Source organism: Noviherbaspirillum sp., assembly GCF_035654295.1.
Taxonomy (GTDB): domain Bacteria; phylum Pseudomonadota; class Gammaproteobacteria; order Burkholderiales; family Burkholderiaceae_D; genus Noviherbaspirillum.
This window is the reverse complement of the sequence record NZ_DASRXF010000149.1, coordinates 1-14,408: the sequence shown is the minus strand read 5'-3', so window position 1 is coordinate 14,408 and position 14,408 is coordinate 1. Positions and strand designations below refer to the sequence as shown.

Annotated in this window: 14 protein-coding genes; 7 read left to right on the top strand and 7 right to left on the bottom strand. The window is 63.1% G+C overall.

Features of this window, described 5'->3' with window-relative positions:
• The first annotated feature begins 55 nt into the window (after window positions 1-55).
• The 4 genes from VFF99_RS14555 to VFF99_RS14540 all read left to right on the top strand — a co-directional run bounded on the left by VFF99_RS14555 (window position 56) and on the right by VFF99_RS14540 (window position 5,495).
• Window positions 56-1,015, top strand: a complete 960-nt coding sequence (locus VFF99_RS14555) for a CAP domain-containing protein (RefSeq protein WP_325019084.1) — start codon at window positions 56-58, stop codon at window positions 1,013-1,015.
• A 142-nt stretch (window positions 1,016-1,157) separates the two neighbouring features.
• A complete protein-coding gene (locus VFF99_RS14550; RefSeq protein WP_325019082.1) occupies window positions 1,158-4,736 on the top strand; it encodes a PAS domain S-box protein in 3,579 nt (1,192 codons plus the stop codon).
• 199 nt (window positions 4,737-4,935) lie between these two features.
• Window positions 4,936-5,154, top strand: coding sequence for a hypothetical protein (locus VFF99_RS14545; protein WP_325019080.1), 219 nt, complete (start codon window positions 4,936-4,938; stop codon window positions 5,152-5,154).
• A gap of 134 nt (window positions 5,155-5,288) precedes the next feature.
• Complete coding sequence (locus VFF99_RS14540; RefSeq protein WP_325019078.1) at window positions 5,289-5,495, top strand: hypothetical protein; 207 nt, start codon at window positions 5,289-5,291, stop codon at window positions 5,493-5,495.
• Window positions 5,496-5,606: 111 nt separating this feature from the next.
• On the opposite strand, the gene VFF99_RS14535 is transcribed toward VFF99_RS14540, so the two are convergent.
• Together VFF99_RS14535 and VFF99_RS14530 are read right to left on the bottom strand one after the other, a co-directional pair.
• Window positions 5,607-6,095 carry an MgtC/SapB family protein gene (locus tag VFF99_RS14535; RefSeq protein WP_325019076.1) on the bottom strand — a complete coding sequence of 163 codons (489 nt, stop codon included), beginning with the start codon at window positions 6,093-6,095 and terminating at the stop codon, window positions 5,607-5,609.
• Window positions 6,095-6,433, bottom strand: coding sequence for a DUF3135 domain-containing protein (locus tag VFF99_RS14530; protein ID WP_325019075.1), 339 nt, complete (start codon window positions 6,431-6,433; stop codon window positions 6,095-6,097). Before VFF99_RS14530 ends, VFF99_RS14535 begins: the two co-directional genes overlap by 1 nt.
• 172 nt (window positions 6,434-6,605) lie before the next feature.
• Between VFF99_RS14530 and VFF99_RS14525 the strand changes: the two genes are divergently transcribed.
• Complete coding sequence (locus VFF99_RS14525) at window positions 6,606-6,848, top strand: hypothetical protein (RefSeq protein WP_325019073.1); 243 nt, start codon at window positions 6,606-6,608, stop codon at window positions 6,846-6,848.
• 218 nt (window positions 6,849-7,066) lie between these two features.
• Here VFF99_RS14525 and mnmE read toward each other — a convergent pair whose 3' ends face one another.
• The 5 genes from mnmE to rpmH form a co-directional block, all read right to left on the bottom strand.
• Complete coding sequence (gene mnmE, locus VFF99_RS14520) at window positions 7,067-8,449, bottom strand: tRNA uridine-5-carboxymethylaminomethyl(34) synthesis GTPase MnmE (RefSeq protein ID WP_325019071.1); 1,383 nt, start codon at window positions 8,447-8,449, stop codon at window positions 7,067-7,069.
• Window positions 8,450-8,711: 262 nt separating this feature from the next.
• The gene (gene yidC, locus VFF99_RS14515) at window positions 8,712-10,373 is read right to left on the bottom strand and encodes a membrane protein insertase YidC (RefSeq protein ID WP_325019070.1); all 1,662 of its coding nucleotides are present in this window, start codon (window positions 10,371-10,373) and stop codon (window positions 8,712-8,714) included.
• 23 nt (window positions 10,374-10,396) lie between these two features.
• Window positions 10,397-10,651 carry a membrane protein insertion efficiency factor YidD gene (gene yidD / locus VFF99_RS14510; protein ID WP_325019068.1) on the bottom strand — a complete coding sequence of 85 codons (255 nt, stop codon included), beginning with the start codon at window positions 10,649-10,651 and terminating at the stop codon, window positions 10,397-10,399.
• Window positions 10,651-11,073, bottom strand: a complete 423-nt coding sequence (gene rnpA / locus VFF99_RS14505; protein WP_414691544.1) for a ribonuclease P protein component — start codon at window positions 11,071-11,073, stop codon at window positions 10,651-10,653. Before rnpA ends, yidD begins: the two co-directional genes overlap by 1 nt.
• A gap of 8 nt (window positions 11,074-11,081) precedes the next feature.
• Entirely contained in the window at window positions 11,082-11,216 is a 135-nt protein-coding gene (gene rpmH, locus VFF99_RS14500) for a 50S ribosomal protein L34 (RefSeq protein ID WP_040041456.1), read from the bottom strand.
• 543 nt (window positions 11,217-11,759) lie between these two features.
• On the opposite strand from rpmH, the gene dnaA reads away from it, so the two are divergent.
• Window positions 11,760-13,166: a chromosomal replication initiator protein DnaA gene (dnaA, locus tag VFF99_RS14495; protein ID WP_325019064.1), complete on the top strand. Its 1,407-nt coding sequence runs from the start codon at window positions 11,760-11,762 to the stop codon at window positions 13,164-13,166.
• 295 nt (window positions 13,167-13,461) lie between these two features.
• On the top strand, window positions 13,462-14,408 hold a 947-nt coding region (gene dnaN / locus VFF99_RS14490), incomplete at its 3' end, for a DNA polymerase III subunit beta (protein ID WP_325019063.1).

Sequence of the window (14,408 nt, the reverse complement as noted above, 5' to 3'; positions counted from 1 at the left end):
AACAGCCGCGTCTAACGTGACTTTTTGCGTCTGAAAATTGGAAAAAGGAATACACATGGAGCGACACAAGCGCTCGGCCCTGGCCGCCCTCCTGGCATCGCTCGCACTGGCCGCATGCGGCGGAGGCGGCGGTGACAACGGCGGTGGCGGCGGCGTCACCACCCAGAACGCGACGGCCGTTGCCGAGCCGGGCGCACCGGTGGCGACCGGCAACACGGCAGCCGACGGCGTCGCATGGTTCAACTACCGCCGCCAGCAGGCGGGCGTTCGCACGCTCGTGCGCGCCCCCATGGCCGATGCGGCCGCGCAGCTGCACTCCGAATACCAGAAAACCCATAACGTCATCACCCACGAGCAGACACCCGGCACCCAGGGTTTCACCGGTGAGACGGTGGGCGACCGCCTGACCGCCGCCGGCTACCAGTTCCGCTCCGCCTATGCTTATGGCGAAGTGCTGTCCTCCACCTCCGACACCTCGGGCATCAACGCCGCCGAAGACCTGCTCGCCGCCATCTACCACCGCTTCGTGATCCTCGACCCGGTATTCCTGCAGATCGGCGCCGGCGCGGCCACGGTGCGCAACGGCTCCACCTACTTCACCACCAATTTCGTTGCCGACCGGCTCGACGCGGGCCTCGGCGCGGGAAGGTTCATCACTTACCCGTTCTCCGGCCAGCAGCGCGTGCCGCGCAACTTCTTCAGCGACCACGAAGTGCCCGACCCGGTACCCTCGCGCAATGAAGTCGGCTATCCGGTCAGCGTGCATGCCGACATCACTTCCGTGATCGAAGTGCAGAGCTTCACCATCCGCCCGCGCGGCGGCAATCCGCTGGAGACCCAGCTGCTGCAGAACCGGGCGAGCGCCGGCGGCACGGCTGACCCGCTCACGCCGCCGTCGGTCGCCGCCATCGTCCCGCTGGGCGTGCTGTCGGCCAACACCATCTACGACGTGCAGTTCATCGGGCGCGTCGACGGGCAGGCCGCCACTCGCGAGTGGTCGTTTACGACACAGTAAACCGCACGCTGATGCCAGCCCGGCATGAATCTGCTATCGTGTTTCCGGAAATCAAGGTGACACCGAGTTGACACGTTAGCGAGCCGCCCGCCGCGCAATCGGCTGCCCTTGCTATCGAGGGCAGCTACAACCAGCGGGCGGCATGATGACGGCAAGGCCAATCCCACATCCCTCTGCGCACGACGACCACGAACTTCTGAGTTCAGGCTTCGACGCGGCCGGCATCGGCGTCTGTTTTCTCGACGAGCACGGCGTCTTCCTGCGCGTCAACCGCGCCTTCTGCCGGATGCTCGGCTATCCTCCGGAAGAGATCGTCGGCCGCTCCTGGACCCTGGCCGCCCCCCCGGACGTCGCCGTCCATGGCCATCGCTTCATTGCCGAACTGTTTTCCGCGCGGCCGCGCCTGCCCGACGAATGGCGCGTGCGCCGCGCCGACGGCAGCCTGCTGACCGCGCTGGTCAGCTTCAACGCCATCGCGCTGAAGAACGGGCAGCGGCGCATGGTGGTCACCTTTACCGACATCCATGCGCGCAAGGCCGAAGAGGAACGCGCATTGCGCCGCTCGCAAGACCTCTACCGCGACGTGGTGGAAAACGTGAGCGAGGCGATCGTCGTCGTGCAGGACGGCCGCGTCATCTACGGCAACCCGCGCACTGCCGCGCTGTCGGGCCGCGCGCTGGACGAGCTGCTGCGCATTCCCTTCGCCTCGCTGGTTCATCCCGATGACCTCGACACCCTCATGCAGCGCTACCAGCGCCGCATGAGCGACGATGCGCCGGATTCGCGCCATACGGAATTCCGGGTCGTGCGCCTTGACGGCCAAGTGCTGTGGGTCGAATCGAGCGCGGTGCGGATCGACTGGGATGGCCGGCCCGCCGCGCTTGCCTTCATCACCGACATCACCGAACGCAAGGCGCTCGAAGACAAGCTCAAGCAGACGCTGGCCGAACGCGAGACCATCCTCGAAAACTCCATCGTCGGCATGGTGTTCCTGAATGCGGGCGGACGCGTCAACTGGGCCAACCGCGCGATGTTCCAGATCTTCCGCGTCGGGCCCGAGGAGCCGATCGGCAAATCGCTCCAACCCTATTACCCCTCGCGCGAGGCTTACCTGAAGACCGGCGCCGAGGTGGCCGATGCCGTACGGCGCGGCGCCTCCTATGAGGCCGAGCTGCAATTGCGCCGCGGCGACGGCAGCCTGTTCTGGGCCTACCTCTCCGGCCGCGCCGTGAAGCCCGACGACCTGTCGCGCGGCACCGTCTGGGTGGTCATGGACATCACCAAGCGCCGCCAGCTCGAGATCGACCTCAACAAGTCCGAAGAGCATCACCGGCAGGTGATCGACAACGTGACCGAGTGCATCCTGGTGGTGCAGGATGGCCGCATCGTGTTCGCCAACCCGCGCGTGCTGCAGCTCACCGGCACCACCCAGGAAGGACTGTTTGCGCAACCTTTCGTCAGCGCCGTCCATCCGGAAGACCGGCCGCTGGTCACCGACCACCACCTGCGGCGCCTGCGCGGCGAGCAGGTCGAGCAGTACTACAACTTCCGCATCGTCAACGCGCAGAGCGGCGCGGTGGTGTGGGTGCAGCTGTCGGCGGTGATGATCGAATGGGAAGGCAAGCCGGCGACGCTGTCTTTCATGACCGACGTCACCGAGCGCAAGCGCCTCGAGGACAGCCTCAAGCACAGCATGGCCGAGCGCATCCGGCTCGAAAGGCGGCAGATCCAGGGCGAGCTGAAGGAAGCCGAACTGGCGCGCCGCCATGCGGAGGAAACCACGCGCGCCAAGTCCATGTTCCTGGCCAACATGAGCCATGAGATCCGCACGCCGATGAACGCCATCATCGGCATGGCGCACCTCGCGCTGGGTACCGGGCTCGATCCCAAGCAGCGCGACTACATCGAGAAGATCCGCAGCGCGGGCCTCTCGCTGCTCGGCGTGATCAACGACATCCTCGACTTTTCCAAGATCGAGGCCGGCAAGCTCGACATGGAGCATGTGGGCTTCAATCTCGACGACGTGCTCGGCAATGTCGCCACCGTCACCGGCGCCCGCGCGCAGGAAAAGCGGCTGGAATACCTGTTCCGGTTCCCGCTCGACATTCCGCGCGGCCTCGTGGGCGACCCGCTGCGCCTGGGGCAGGTGCTGATCAACCTGGTCAACAATGCGATCAAGTTCACCGAGGAGGGCGAGGTCTTCGTCGCCTGCCGCCGGTTGGGAACGGAGGCCGGCCGGATCCAGCTGGAGTTCATCGTGCGCGACACCGGCATCGGCATGTCTTCCGAGCAGACCCGCAAGCTGTTCCGTGCCTTCAGCCAGGCCGACGAGTCCACCACCCGCAAGTACGGCGGTACCGGCCTCGGCCTGTCGATCGCCAAGCGACTGGTGGACCTCATGGGCGGCACCATCTCTCTCGACAGCGCGGTCGGCGTCGGCACCACCATCCGCTTCACCGCGTGGTTCGGGCTGGATGACACGCAGGAACGGCGCGTCCTCGCACCGCCCGCAATCAAAGGCCTGCGCATGCTCGTGGTGGACGACAATCCGAATGCGCGCGCCGTGCTGGCCGAGAGCCTCGCCGCGCTGGGCGTGCGCGTCGACGTCGCGGCCAATGCGGGCGAAGCGCTCGGCATGATCCATCGCGCCGACAGCAAGGCGCCCTATGCCGTGGTGTTCACCGATTTCGACATGCCCGGCATGGATGGGCTCGACCTCGTGGCCGCCGTCAAGCACGACGACTCGCTGGGCACGCCGCCGCGCATGGTGCTGGTCACCGCGCACGGCCGCGAGGAAGCGCGGCAGCGCGTCGAGCACATGAAGGCGGACGCCTTCCTGCTCAAGCCGGTCAATGCGTCCACCCTGACGGACACGCTGGCCGAGCTTGTCGCGCCCGGCACGCCGGTTGAACCGGGACGCACGCAGGAACCCATGCCGCGCTTTGACGGCCTCACCGTGCTGCTGGTTGAAGACAATGAAATCAACCAGCAGATCGCGATCGAACTGCTGCAGGCCGCCGGCGTGCGAGTCGAGGTCGCCGCCAACGGGCGCATCGCGCTCGACAGGTTGATGACCGGCGGCCCGCAACGCTACGGCCTGGTGTTCATGGATGTGCAGATGCCGGAAATGGACGGCCACGAAGCGACGCGCCGCATCCGTGCCGATGCCCGTTTCGCCGCGCTGCCCATCGTTGCGATGACGGCCCATGCGCTGGTCGAGGAGCGCGAACGCTGCTTCGCCGCCGGCATGAACGCGCATCTCGCCAAGCCTATCAATCCCGCCGAACTGTATGCGGCGATTGGCCGCTGGTGCCCGCAGGCGGTGGTGCAGCACGACGCGCCTTCGGCATGCGCGGCCGAACCGGTGCTGGCGATCGAGGGCATCGACGTGCAGGGCGGGCTGTCGCGAACGCTCGGCAACCGCGCGTTCTTCCTGCAGATGCTGGCCCGCTTCAGGGAGTCGCACTGCGACATGGCAGCGCAGATTCGTGCCGCGCTTGTGCACGACCGCGAACAGGCGAGGCGTCACGCGCATTCGCTCAAGGGTGCGGCCGGACTGCTCGGTGCAAGGATGGTGTCTGAATTGTCGTCACGGATCGAGCAGTGCATCCATGCCGGCGCAACCGATGCCGAGCTCGCGCCCTTGCTCGACGAGCTCGATGCCCTGCTCCGCGCGCTCTATGGCGCGATCGGAGCGGCGCTGGCGCAATCGGGGGGATAATAAAACAACCATGTCCTTCAACCGCAACCGCATCCGCGCGTTCTTGTGCATCGCCGCATCCGCCGCGGTGAGCATCGGCCTGATCGCATGGGCCTTGTACAGCTTGCTCTAGCTTCCTCTTGACAAAAATTAAGCGTCAACGCCGCGAGAACATCCTCCATGGACTGCAGTCCTAGCTGATCCAGCTAAGGAGGCAATGATGGCAGCGATCAAATACACCAAGGCAGACTGGGTTGCGCAGGCGGATATCCAGGAAGAGGCGGACGGGAAATACCGCGGCGTCGTGATGATCAGCCACCAGGACGGCGCGGCAAGCGAAGACCGGCAGCATACGGCGGACGCGCCCTCCGACAGCCCCGAGCAGGCGCTGGAACAGGCCATCGCGCTGGCGCACCGCATCCTGGCCGAGGTGCCGTAGCGCCGGCTGCGGCGGTCATTTGATCGTGATCAACAACGCGCGCTTTTGCGCGGCGTGGCGTTTTCGTTTTTGCGTTGGCGACAATAGAATACGTGCCGGCCTCTTCTGCCCGTTCACGTCATTCTGCAAGTCCCATGCGTTTCCAGCGTTGTATCAATTCCGGCTGCGGCCGTCCGTACCAAATCAATGAATTCGGCAAGCACACCGCAGACGGCAGCGGGAAGATTACCTGTCCGCACTGCGGCCATTCCGTCGCCGCTGCCGACAGCAGCGTGTTCCTCTCCCATGCGATGAGCCCGGAAGAGGAAGCCCGTTTCAACCTCGATTATCCCGCGGGCTAAGGCCGCACTTGCCCACACCCGCAGTGGAAAACACTGTGGACAACCGGGGATAAGCTGCGCCATGTCAATGATTCGCAAGGGAATTTTTCTATTGATTAATCTCAAGGCAGGCTAGTCGTCCGGCCTTTCGGGACGGGTGTTCAGGTGCGACAGCGTCAGGATGGCCAGTGCCAGCAGGGTGGTCAGCACGGCAGTCATTTCCCGGCCCATGCCCGCCGTGATGCCGATGGCCGAGGTCAGCCAGACGCTGGCCGCCGTGGTCAGTCCGCGAATCTCCCCGGCACCGGAAAGCTTCACGATCGCGCCCGCGCCCAAGAAGCCGATTCCCGAGATCACGCCCTGCAGCACGCGGCTCACCCCATCCGCTTCCATGCCGGACTGCAGCGGAACCACCACGAACAGCGCCGAGCCGAGCGCCACCAGCATGTGGGTGCGCAAACCGGCCGCCATGCCACGCAGTTCCCGCTCCAGGCCGAGCATCGCCCCGAGGATCACTGCCAGCAGCAGGCGCACCGCCATGCGAGCGAACTGCGCCGGCTCCGAAAGGTCGGAAAACTCCGCTTCGAGCGTCTGCAGGACGACGTCCCACCACCCCGGCATCAGGCCGCGCGCAGTGCCGCGTTGCGCTGGAGGCGTTCAATCACCAGCGTCGTCTGCAGGCCGGCTACCGCTTCCAGCGCCTGCTCCCAGCCGTCGTGCAGGCGCACCACCGATTCCTGCATCATGCGAAACGCGGCTGCCGCCGCTTCCATCGGCGTGCCTGCAGTGGCACGCGTCGCCTCTATCTTTTCCAGCAATTGTTCCAGTGCGGCCCGGTGCTGCGCCGGTGCCTCGTCAACCGCATCGCGCAGCATGTTGCGGCGCAAGGCTTCCAGCGCCGCCGGATCGCGCCGGTGCAAGGCGGCCAGTTCATCGAAGTCGGGAAGGGGGGAATGCATGCTCGGGCTCCTGTAGTCGCGTTGCTACAGGTATAACACCCTTGTCATTTTTGTATCTTGTGTCCGCTCAAGCGGCGGGCTCCTTGGCCCGGGGGATAAAGCATTGCCGTACGTCAACATTTGAGGCGGAGGATGGGGCATAATCGCGCCTCTACGCATTCCAGACGCAACGATGAACATCACGAACGACATGCTCAAAGCCGCCGTCGAGAAGGCCGTCGAAGCCGGACTGTTGCCGAAATATGCGCGCAAGCCGGAGTCGGTGGCCGAGCGGGAGGTGATGAAGCTGGTCTTGCAGGCCGCGCTGGATGCCCGGCCGGAGGGGATTTCCCGTACAGGCGAAAAAAAGCCCGCTGACCTTGCGGTTAGCGGGCAAATCCAATTCAAGAAGAGTTGGAGGAGACAGGAAGAATAATACTGCTCCGCAACAAATACCGCTGCTTTATTCTGGTGATGACACCTATTCACAAAGCTGATAACAGCGCGCAATAAAAAGCCCGCGAGACTTGCGTCCGCGGGCTTCCGTGTCTCCTTCGATCATCCTGGAATCGGATTTCTTTATTTGGTGGGCGAATACTACACGGCTTTAATAAAAAACAAAAGCCTCGAAAACCTGGCCCCGCCGAACTTCCTTCACTTTCCGATGCAAAAACGGCTGAAAATTACGCCGAGCAGGTCATCCGGCGTGAATTCTCCGGTGATGCTGTTCAAACGCTCCTGCGCGATTCGTAATTCTTCCGCGAACAGATCCAGTGCATGGTCGCTGGTGCGGTTATTCCTGGCAACGTGTTCGGCCGCCATTTCGAGGTGGTCGCGCGCGGCCTTCAGCGCCAGCAGGTGACGCTCACGCGCCAGGAAGCGCGACTCGCCCGTCTGCTGCCAGCCGGCCACCCGCAATAACTCGGTGCGCAGCAGGTCGATGCCGCGGCGGTCGGTCGCCGAGAGATAGACATGCGTCGCATCCGGCATGCGGTCCACCGCCGGCCGGTGGCCGGACAGGTCGATCTTGTTCCACACACGCAGCACTGGCACGCTGTCGGGCAGGCGCGAAACGATTTCCTCATCCTCGCGCGTCGGCCCGCGGCTCGCGTCCAGCAAGTGCAGGATCACGTCTGCCTTGTACACTTCGCCCCAGGTGCGCTCGATGCCGATGCGCTCCACCTCGTCGCCGGCATCGCGGATGCCGGCGGTATCGATGATGTGCAGCGGGATGCCTTCCATCTGAATGGTCTCGGTCACCTTGTCGCGCGTGGTGCCGGCGATCGGCGTGACGATGGCAACGTCGGAACCGGCGAGCGCGTTCAGCAGCGAAGACTTGCCCACGTTAGGCTGGCCCGCCAGCACCACGTTCAAGCCCTCGCGAAGCAGCGCACCCTGCGACGCCTGCGCGAACACTTCGTCCAGCGCCGCGCGGATGCGCTCCAGCTGGCCGCGCGCATCGGATTTCTCGAGGAAGTCGATTTCCTCTTCCGGGAAATCCAGCGTCGCCTCGACCAGCATGCGCAGGTGGATCACCTTGTCGACCAGCTCATGGATGGTTTTCGAGAACACGCCCGACAGCGATGCCGAGGCCGACTTCGCCGCGGCTTCGGTCGATGCCTCGATCAGGTCGGCCACCGCCTCGGCCTGCGCCAGGTCGAGCTTGTCGTTCAGGAAGGCGCGGTGCGTGAACTCGCCCGGCTGCGCCACGCGCAGGCCGATGTCCTTGCCGGCCTCCAGGCAGCGCGACAGCAGCATCTGCATCACCACCGGCCCGCCGTGGCCTTGCAGTTCCAGCACGTCCTCGCCTGTGTACGAATGCGGCGCCTTGAAGAAGATCGCAATGCCCTGGTCGATCGCCGTGCCATCCGCGTTCAGGAAGGGCAGGTAGGTCGCGTAACGCGGCTTGAGCGAGGACGTCCCGCATAGTGCCTGCATGACGGGCGCTATGTTCTTGCCGGAGATGCGCACCACCCCGATGCCGCCGCGGCCGGCGGCGGTGGCGATGGCTGCAATGGGGGAAGAGTCGAAGTTCATGGGGTGATTCTAGGGGTGGGGATGGTTGCTGATCAAATGAAAACGGGTGGTGGGGATGGAATTGCAACGGTTGGGTGTATTACTCGACAACCAATAAAGAAACGCAGGGTAGGTAGAGCGAAGCGAAACCCACCAGCACCACTTCTGCCGAGGCGCACGGTGTGTTTCGCTTCGCTCTGCCCACCCTACAGTCCTTTATGGGCGATACCCCCCAAACAAAAAAGCCCGCGCATCGCACGGGCTTCCTTGGTCACCGAGGCGATCAAGCCGGCTGGCCGCTCTCGATCTTCTTCGTGATCACCCACTGCTGCGCGATCGACAGGATGTTGTTCACCACCCAGTACAGCACGAGGCCGGCCGGGAAGAAGAAGAACATCACCGAGAAGATGATCGGCATGAACAGCATCACCTTGGCCTGGATCGGGTCCGGCGGCGTCGGGTTCAGCTTGGTCTGGATGAACATCGAGACCGCCATCACGACCGGCAGGATGTACCACGGATCGGGCGAGGCGAGATCCTGAATCCAGCCGAGCCAGGGCGCATTGCGCATCTCGACGGAGGCTAGCAGCACCCAGTACAGCGCGATGAACACCGGGATCTGCACCAGGATCGGCAGGCAGCCGCCCAGCGGGTTGATCTTCTCGGTGCGATACAGCTCCATCAGCGCCTGGTTCATCTTCTGCGGGTCGCTCTTGTAACGCTCGCGGATAGCCTGCATCTTCGGCGTGACCGTCTTCATCTTCGCCATGCTGCGGTAGGACGCGGCCGACAGCGGGAAGAAGATCAGCTTGATGATGATGGTCAGCACGATGATGGTCCAGCCCCAGTTACCGAGCGCGCCATGGATCTTTTCCATCAGCCAGAAGATCGGCTTGGCGATCACCGTCAGCATGCCGTAGTCCTTCACGACCTCCATGCCGGGCGCCAGTTTTTCCAGACGATCGGATTCTTGCGGGCCGGAGTACAGGCGCGCGTCCATGGACGCGGTTGCGCCCGGCGCCACCGTCCCGACGGGCAGGATGGTTCCGATCGAGTACATGTTGTTGTCGATTTTCTTCGTGTAGATTTCGCGCGAAACATTTTCCGGCGGCAGCAGTGCCGACACGAAGTAATGCTGTACCAGCGCCACCCAGCCGTCGTCGGACTTGGTGACGTGTTTGGCCTTGCCCTTCTCGATGTCCGCGAAATCGACCTTCTGGTATTTCTCCGCATCGGTATACACCGCCGGACCGGTGTACGTCCCGGTGCCGAAGAACTCCGACTCGCCTTCCGGCCGGTTGCCGTCGCGGACGATCTGCATGTACAGCGACGGACTGATCGGCGCGCCGCTGGCGTTGACGACATCATGCCTGATGCCGATCGTGTAATCGTTCTTGCGGAAGGTGTAGGTCTTCACCAGCTTCACGCCGCCCTGTTCGGATTCCAGCACCAGCTGCACTTCATCCTTGCCGTCCAGCGCGCGCGGGCCGGGGCGGGCGACGAAGCCGGACTTGTGGTTCGGGAAGTTGCCGCCGATGAGGCCGGTCTGCGCCAGGTAGACATGCTTGGTGCCGGCATCGAACAGCACCATGTTCTTGCTCTGGTCGACGGTGTCCTTGTGCTTGAGCAGTTCCAGGCGCTGGAGCTCGCCGCCGACGGTATCGATATCCGCCTTCATCACATCGGTGGTGATGGTGACGATCTCGCTCTTGACCGGCGTCGGGCCGGCGGGAACGGCGGCAGGCGCCTGCCCGGTCGCGCTCGGCTGCGGCACGTCCGACTTCGCGGCCGGAGCGGCGCCGGCGGCGGGTGCGGCGGCCTGCTGGGTCTGGGACTGGGTCGGGAAGAACATCGACTGCTTGCCCGTATAGCGCATCCAGTTGTCCCACAGCAGGAGCAGGGACAGCGAGAACACGACCCACAGGATGGTACGTTGGATATCCATAGTTCTTTGTTGAGCTAGTAAATTCAATGATGCTGGCAGGCGCAGTCCGCATGGCGCTGCGCCGCTTTTGTCGGTACCGGGTCCAGTCCGCCCGGATGCCACGGATGGCATTTGCACAGACGTTTCGCTGCGAGCAGGCTGCCCCGCGCCGCGCCGTGTTCACGGATCGCTTCGGCGGCATAGGAGGAGCAGCTCGGATAAAAACGGCAATTCTGGCCGAGGAAAGGACTGATGCCCAGCTGGTACGCGCGCAATAGTAGCAGCAAAAGCGTTTTCATCACCGGGATTCCGGAGCGGGCGAAGGCGATTTCACCGTCTGCGAACCCAGCAATTGCGCGAGCTCGCGCCGCAGCGTCGCCTTCAGGCTGCTGCTGGTTGCCGGACCGGCCTTCGAATTCACGGGCTGCGACAGGCGGACGATGCAATCGATCGCCGGCAGGTTGGACTGGCGGAACAGTTCGCGGGTGACGCGCTTGATCGTATTGCGGGTCACGGCGCGCGGCGCAAAGCGCTTGGCGGCCACGACACCCAGCCTGGCGCGGTCCAGCTGGTTGCTGCGCGCGTACAGGACGAAATGCGCGGTCCGCTGCACGGGCCGCAAACGAAAAACGGATGAAAAATCATCCGTTTTCACGATGCGCCGGGTGCGTGCGTAGGAGTGTGAACGTTCTTCGCTCACGCCGGCAGCGATGGGGTGCAGGGCTTGGCTTAGACAGCCAGGCGCTTGCGGCCCTTGGCGCGACGCGCGTTCAGGACAGCGCGGCCACCGCGGGTAGCCATGCGGACACGGAAACCGTGGGTGCGCTTGCGGCGGACAACGGAAGGTTGGTAAGTACGTTTCATTTTTTGGTCTCGCTAATCTGCAAAAATGGGTGGGATCAAATGGGTGAGATCATTTTTTACGCAGCCCATTCTTGTCTTGTGGCCACGCACAAAACGCGACAGGCAGTGAACCCGCAATTAAACCTCAATTTCTGCTTGTCTGTCAATAACTTAGGGAAATACCCGAAAGGAAAAGCGCAGCGCCGGCTGTTTTTTCCGTTTCTTCATGCCCTCCTGTCATCAGTCTTCTGGCAAGGCTGATAACGGTCCCGGCCGGCAATTTTTCCCCTTGTGTTGCCGCCGGCCCCCTCGCTTGGTCAAGCCCAAATTATCCACATTTGCAAGCACTTTTTTATGTCGGAAAAATGACGCAGGCTGTGGATAACTGCATCTCCCGGCGTTAGAATACCCCTCCCTGTGGAACCGGGCCCGGCCGACACGCCGCTCCCGCACTCCACTGCGCAGTCACGCCCGCCCCGGCACCGACTGTGCAGCGGACTGCCGGAGGAGAGCAGTCGCAAGGGCTTTTATATTTTCCACAAAGCAAACATTAGAAAAATTTTCATGGAAAATTTCTGGCAAGCTTGCTCCGCGAAACTGGAGCAGGAACTCACGCCTCAGCAATTCAGCGCCTGGATCAAACCGCTCGTTCCGCTCGACTTCGAGGACGGCTGCCTGCGCATCGCCGCGCCCAACCGCTTCAAGCTGGACTGGGTCAAGACCCAGTTCGCCGGCCGCATCACCGCCCTCGCCGCCGAACACTGGGAGCAGCAGATCGACGTCCAGTTCGTGCTCGACCCGCGCACCAATGTCGCCCGCAAGCCGGCTCCGGCGCCGATGCCGTCCGCATCGCCGGCGCTTGCCGGCACCGCCGGCGGCACCGACTATGCCGACATGCCTGACCCGATCGAGCGCGTCGATATTGTCATCGAGGAAACAAAGAAGCGCGACCAGAGCAAGATCAATCCGGTCCTGACGTTCGAAAACTTCGTGACCGGCAAGGCCAACCAGCTCGCCCGCGCCGCCGCCATCCAGGTCGCCAACAACCCCGGCGTGTCGTACAACCCGCTGTTCCTGTACGGAGGCGTCGGCCTTGGCAAGACCCACCTGATCCACGCGATCGGCAACCAGCTGCTGCAGGACAATCCCAACGTTCGCATCCGCTACATCCACGCGGAACAATATGTTCGAGACGTAGTGACCGCTTACCAGCGTAAGGGTTTCGACGATTTCAAGCGCTATTACCACTCGCTGGACATGCTGCTGATCGACGACATCCAGTTCTTCGCCGGCAAGAGCCGCACGCAGGAAGAATTCTTCTATGCGTTCGAAGCGTTGATTGCTGCGAAGAAACAAATCATCATCACCAGTGATACCTACCCGAAGGAAATCACCGGCATGGACGACCGCCTGATTTCCCGGTTCGACTCCGGCCTGACGGTCGCCGTCGAGCCGCCGGAACTGGAAATGCGGGTCGCGATCCTGCTGAAGAAAGCGGCACAGGAAGGCGTATCGCTGAACGACGACGTCGCCTTCTTCGTCGCCAAGCACCTGCGCTCCAACGTGCGCGAACTGGAAGGCGCGCTGCGCAAGATCCTGGCCTACTCGCGTTTCCACGACAAGGACATCACGATCGATGTTGTCAAGGAAGCACTGAAGGACCTGCTGTCGGTGCAGAACCGGCAGATTTCCGTGGAGAACATCCAGAAGACCGTCGCCGACTTCTTCAATATCAAGGTCGCCGACATGTACTCCAAGAAACGCCCGGCCAACATCGCCCGGCCGCGCCAGATCGCGATGTACCTGGCCAAGGAACTGACCCAGAAAAGCCTGCCGGAAATCGGCGAACTCTTTGGCGGCCGCGACCACACCACGGTCCTGCACGCCGTCCGCAAGATCGCCGCCGACCGGTCCAAGAACCCCGAAGTGAACCACGAGCTGCACGTCCTCGAGCAGACCCTGAAAGGTTAACCACAGCTGCCTATTGGCCTGTGGATAACTTTTCAATGCCCTTTGCCCAAATAACAAGCAGCGCCCTCCCGGCGCTGCCCATCCTCTTGTAATGGCGGCAAAAAACCCTCACTTTGGTTCCTTGGACACCCCCCTTTTCTGTCAAAATAGAGGATATTTTGCGTTTGATCGGGCGGGCCGGAATCTGTCCTTTTAAAGACCGGCCCCTGCGTCCTGGCGTCACCAACATCCAGGTCAACCACAAGCAGCACCAGTAACAGCACTGTCTCAACTTAATTACTACAAGGACAACAGCATGCAATTGGTCAAAACCCAACGAGACACGCTTCTCCGACCTCTGCAGATCGTGAGCGGTATTGTCGAGCGTCGGCACACGCTGCCGATTCTGGCCAATATCCTCATTCGCAAGGACGGCGAAAAAGTCTCCTTCCTGTCCACCGACATCGAAGTGCAGATCACCACGACGGCAGACGTCGGCAGCGGCGGTGAAGTCGCCGCCACCACCGTCGCCGCGCGCAAGCTGCTCGACATTCTGCGCGCACTGCCCGACTCCGGCGACGTCTCCCTCTCGCTGGCCAACAAGCGCATGACCGTCCAGTGCGGCAAGTCGCGCTTCGCGCTGCAGACCCTGGCCGCCGAAGAATTCCCGACCGTCGCGCAGGCCGAGCACTTCAACGCCAAGGTCACGCTGCCGCAGAAGACGCTCAAGCACCTGTTCAACATGGTCCACTTCGCGATGGCCCAGCAGGACATCCGCTACTACCTCAACGGCCTCCTGCTCGTCGTCGACGGCAAGAACGTCATCGCGGTCGCCACCGACGGCCACCGCCTCGCGTTCTGCCAGGTCGAGACCGACCAGAATTTCCAGCGCCAGGAAGTCATCATCCCGCGCAAGACCATCCTCGAACTGCAGCGCCTGCTCGAAGACCAGGACGCGCCGGTCGAGCTGGAGATCGCCAGCAACCAGGTCAAGCTCACCTTCGCCGACATCGAACTGATCTCCAAGCTCGTCGAAGGCAAGTTCCCCGACTACACCCGCGTGATCCCCAAGGGCTACAAGAACAACTTCACCATCGACCGCCAGACGCTGCTGCACGCACTGCAGCGCGCCGCGATCATGACGAGCGACAAGTTCAAGGGCGTGCGCTGCATCATCGCGCCCGGCAGCCTCAAGATCAGCTCCACCAACGCCGACCAGGAAGAGGCCGTGGAAGAACTCGAAATCGACTACGGCGGCGACAG

Coding starts and splice junctions, on each gene's coding strand:
- VFF99_RS14555 (WP_325019084.1), top strand. CDS start 56: ATGGAGCGACACAAGCGCTCGGCCCTGGCCGCCCTCCTGGCATCGCTC.
- VFF99_RS14550 (WP_325019082.1), top strand. CDS start 1,158: ATGATGACGGCAAGGCCAATCCCACATCCCTCTGCGCACGACGACCAC.
- VFF99_RS14545 (WP_325019080.1), top strand. CDS start 4,936: ATGGCAGCGATCAAATACACCAAGGCAGACTGGGTTGCGCAGGCGGAT.
- VFF99_RS14540 (WP_325019078.1), top strand. CDS start 5,289: ATGCGTTTCCAGCGTTGTATCAATTCCGGCTGCGGCCGTCCGTACCAA.
- VFF99_RS14535 (WP_325019076.1), bottom strand. CDS start 6,095: ATGCCGGGGTGGTGGGACGTCGTCCTGCAGACGCTCGAAGCGGAGTTT.
- VFF99_RS14530 (WP_325019075.1), bottom strand. CDS start 6,433: ATGCATTCCCCCCTTCCCGACTTCGATGAACTGGCCGCCTTGCACCGG.
- VFF99_RS14525 (WP_325019073.1), top strand. CDS start 6,606: ATGAACATCACGAACGACATGCTCAAAGCCGCCGTCGAGAAGGCCGTC.
- mnmE (WP_325019071.1), bottom strand. CDS start 8,449: ATGAACTTCGACTCTTCCCCCATTGCAGCCATCGCCACCGCCGCCGGC.
- yidC (WP_325019070.1), bottom strand. CDS start 10,373: ATGGATATCCAACGTACCATCCTGTGGGTCGTGTTCTCGCTGTCCCTG.
- yidD (WP_325019068.1), bottom strand. CDS start 10,651: ATGAAAACGCTTTTGCTGCTACTATTGCGCGCGTACCAGCTGGGCATC.
- rpmH (WP_040041456.1), bottom strand. CDS start 11,216: ATGAAACGTACTTACCAACCTTCCGTTGTCCGCCGCAAGCGCACCCAC.
- dnaA (WP_325019064.1), top strand. CDS start 11,760: ATGGAAAATTTCTGGCAAGCTTGCTCCGCGAAACTGGAGCAGGAACTC.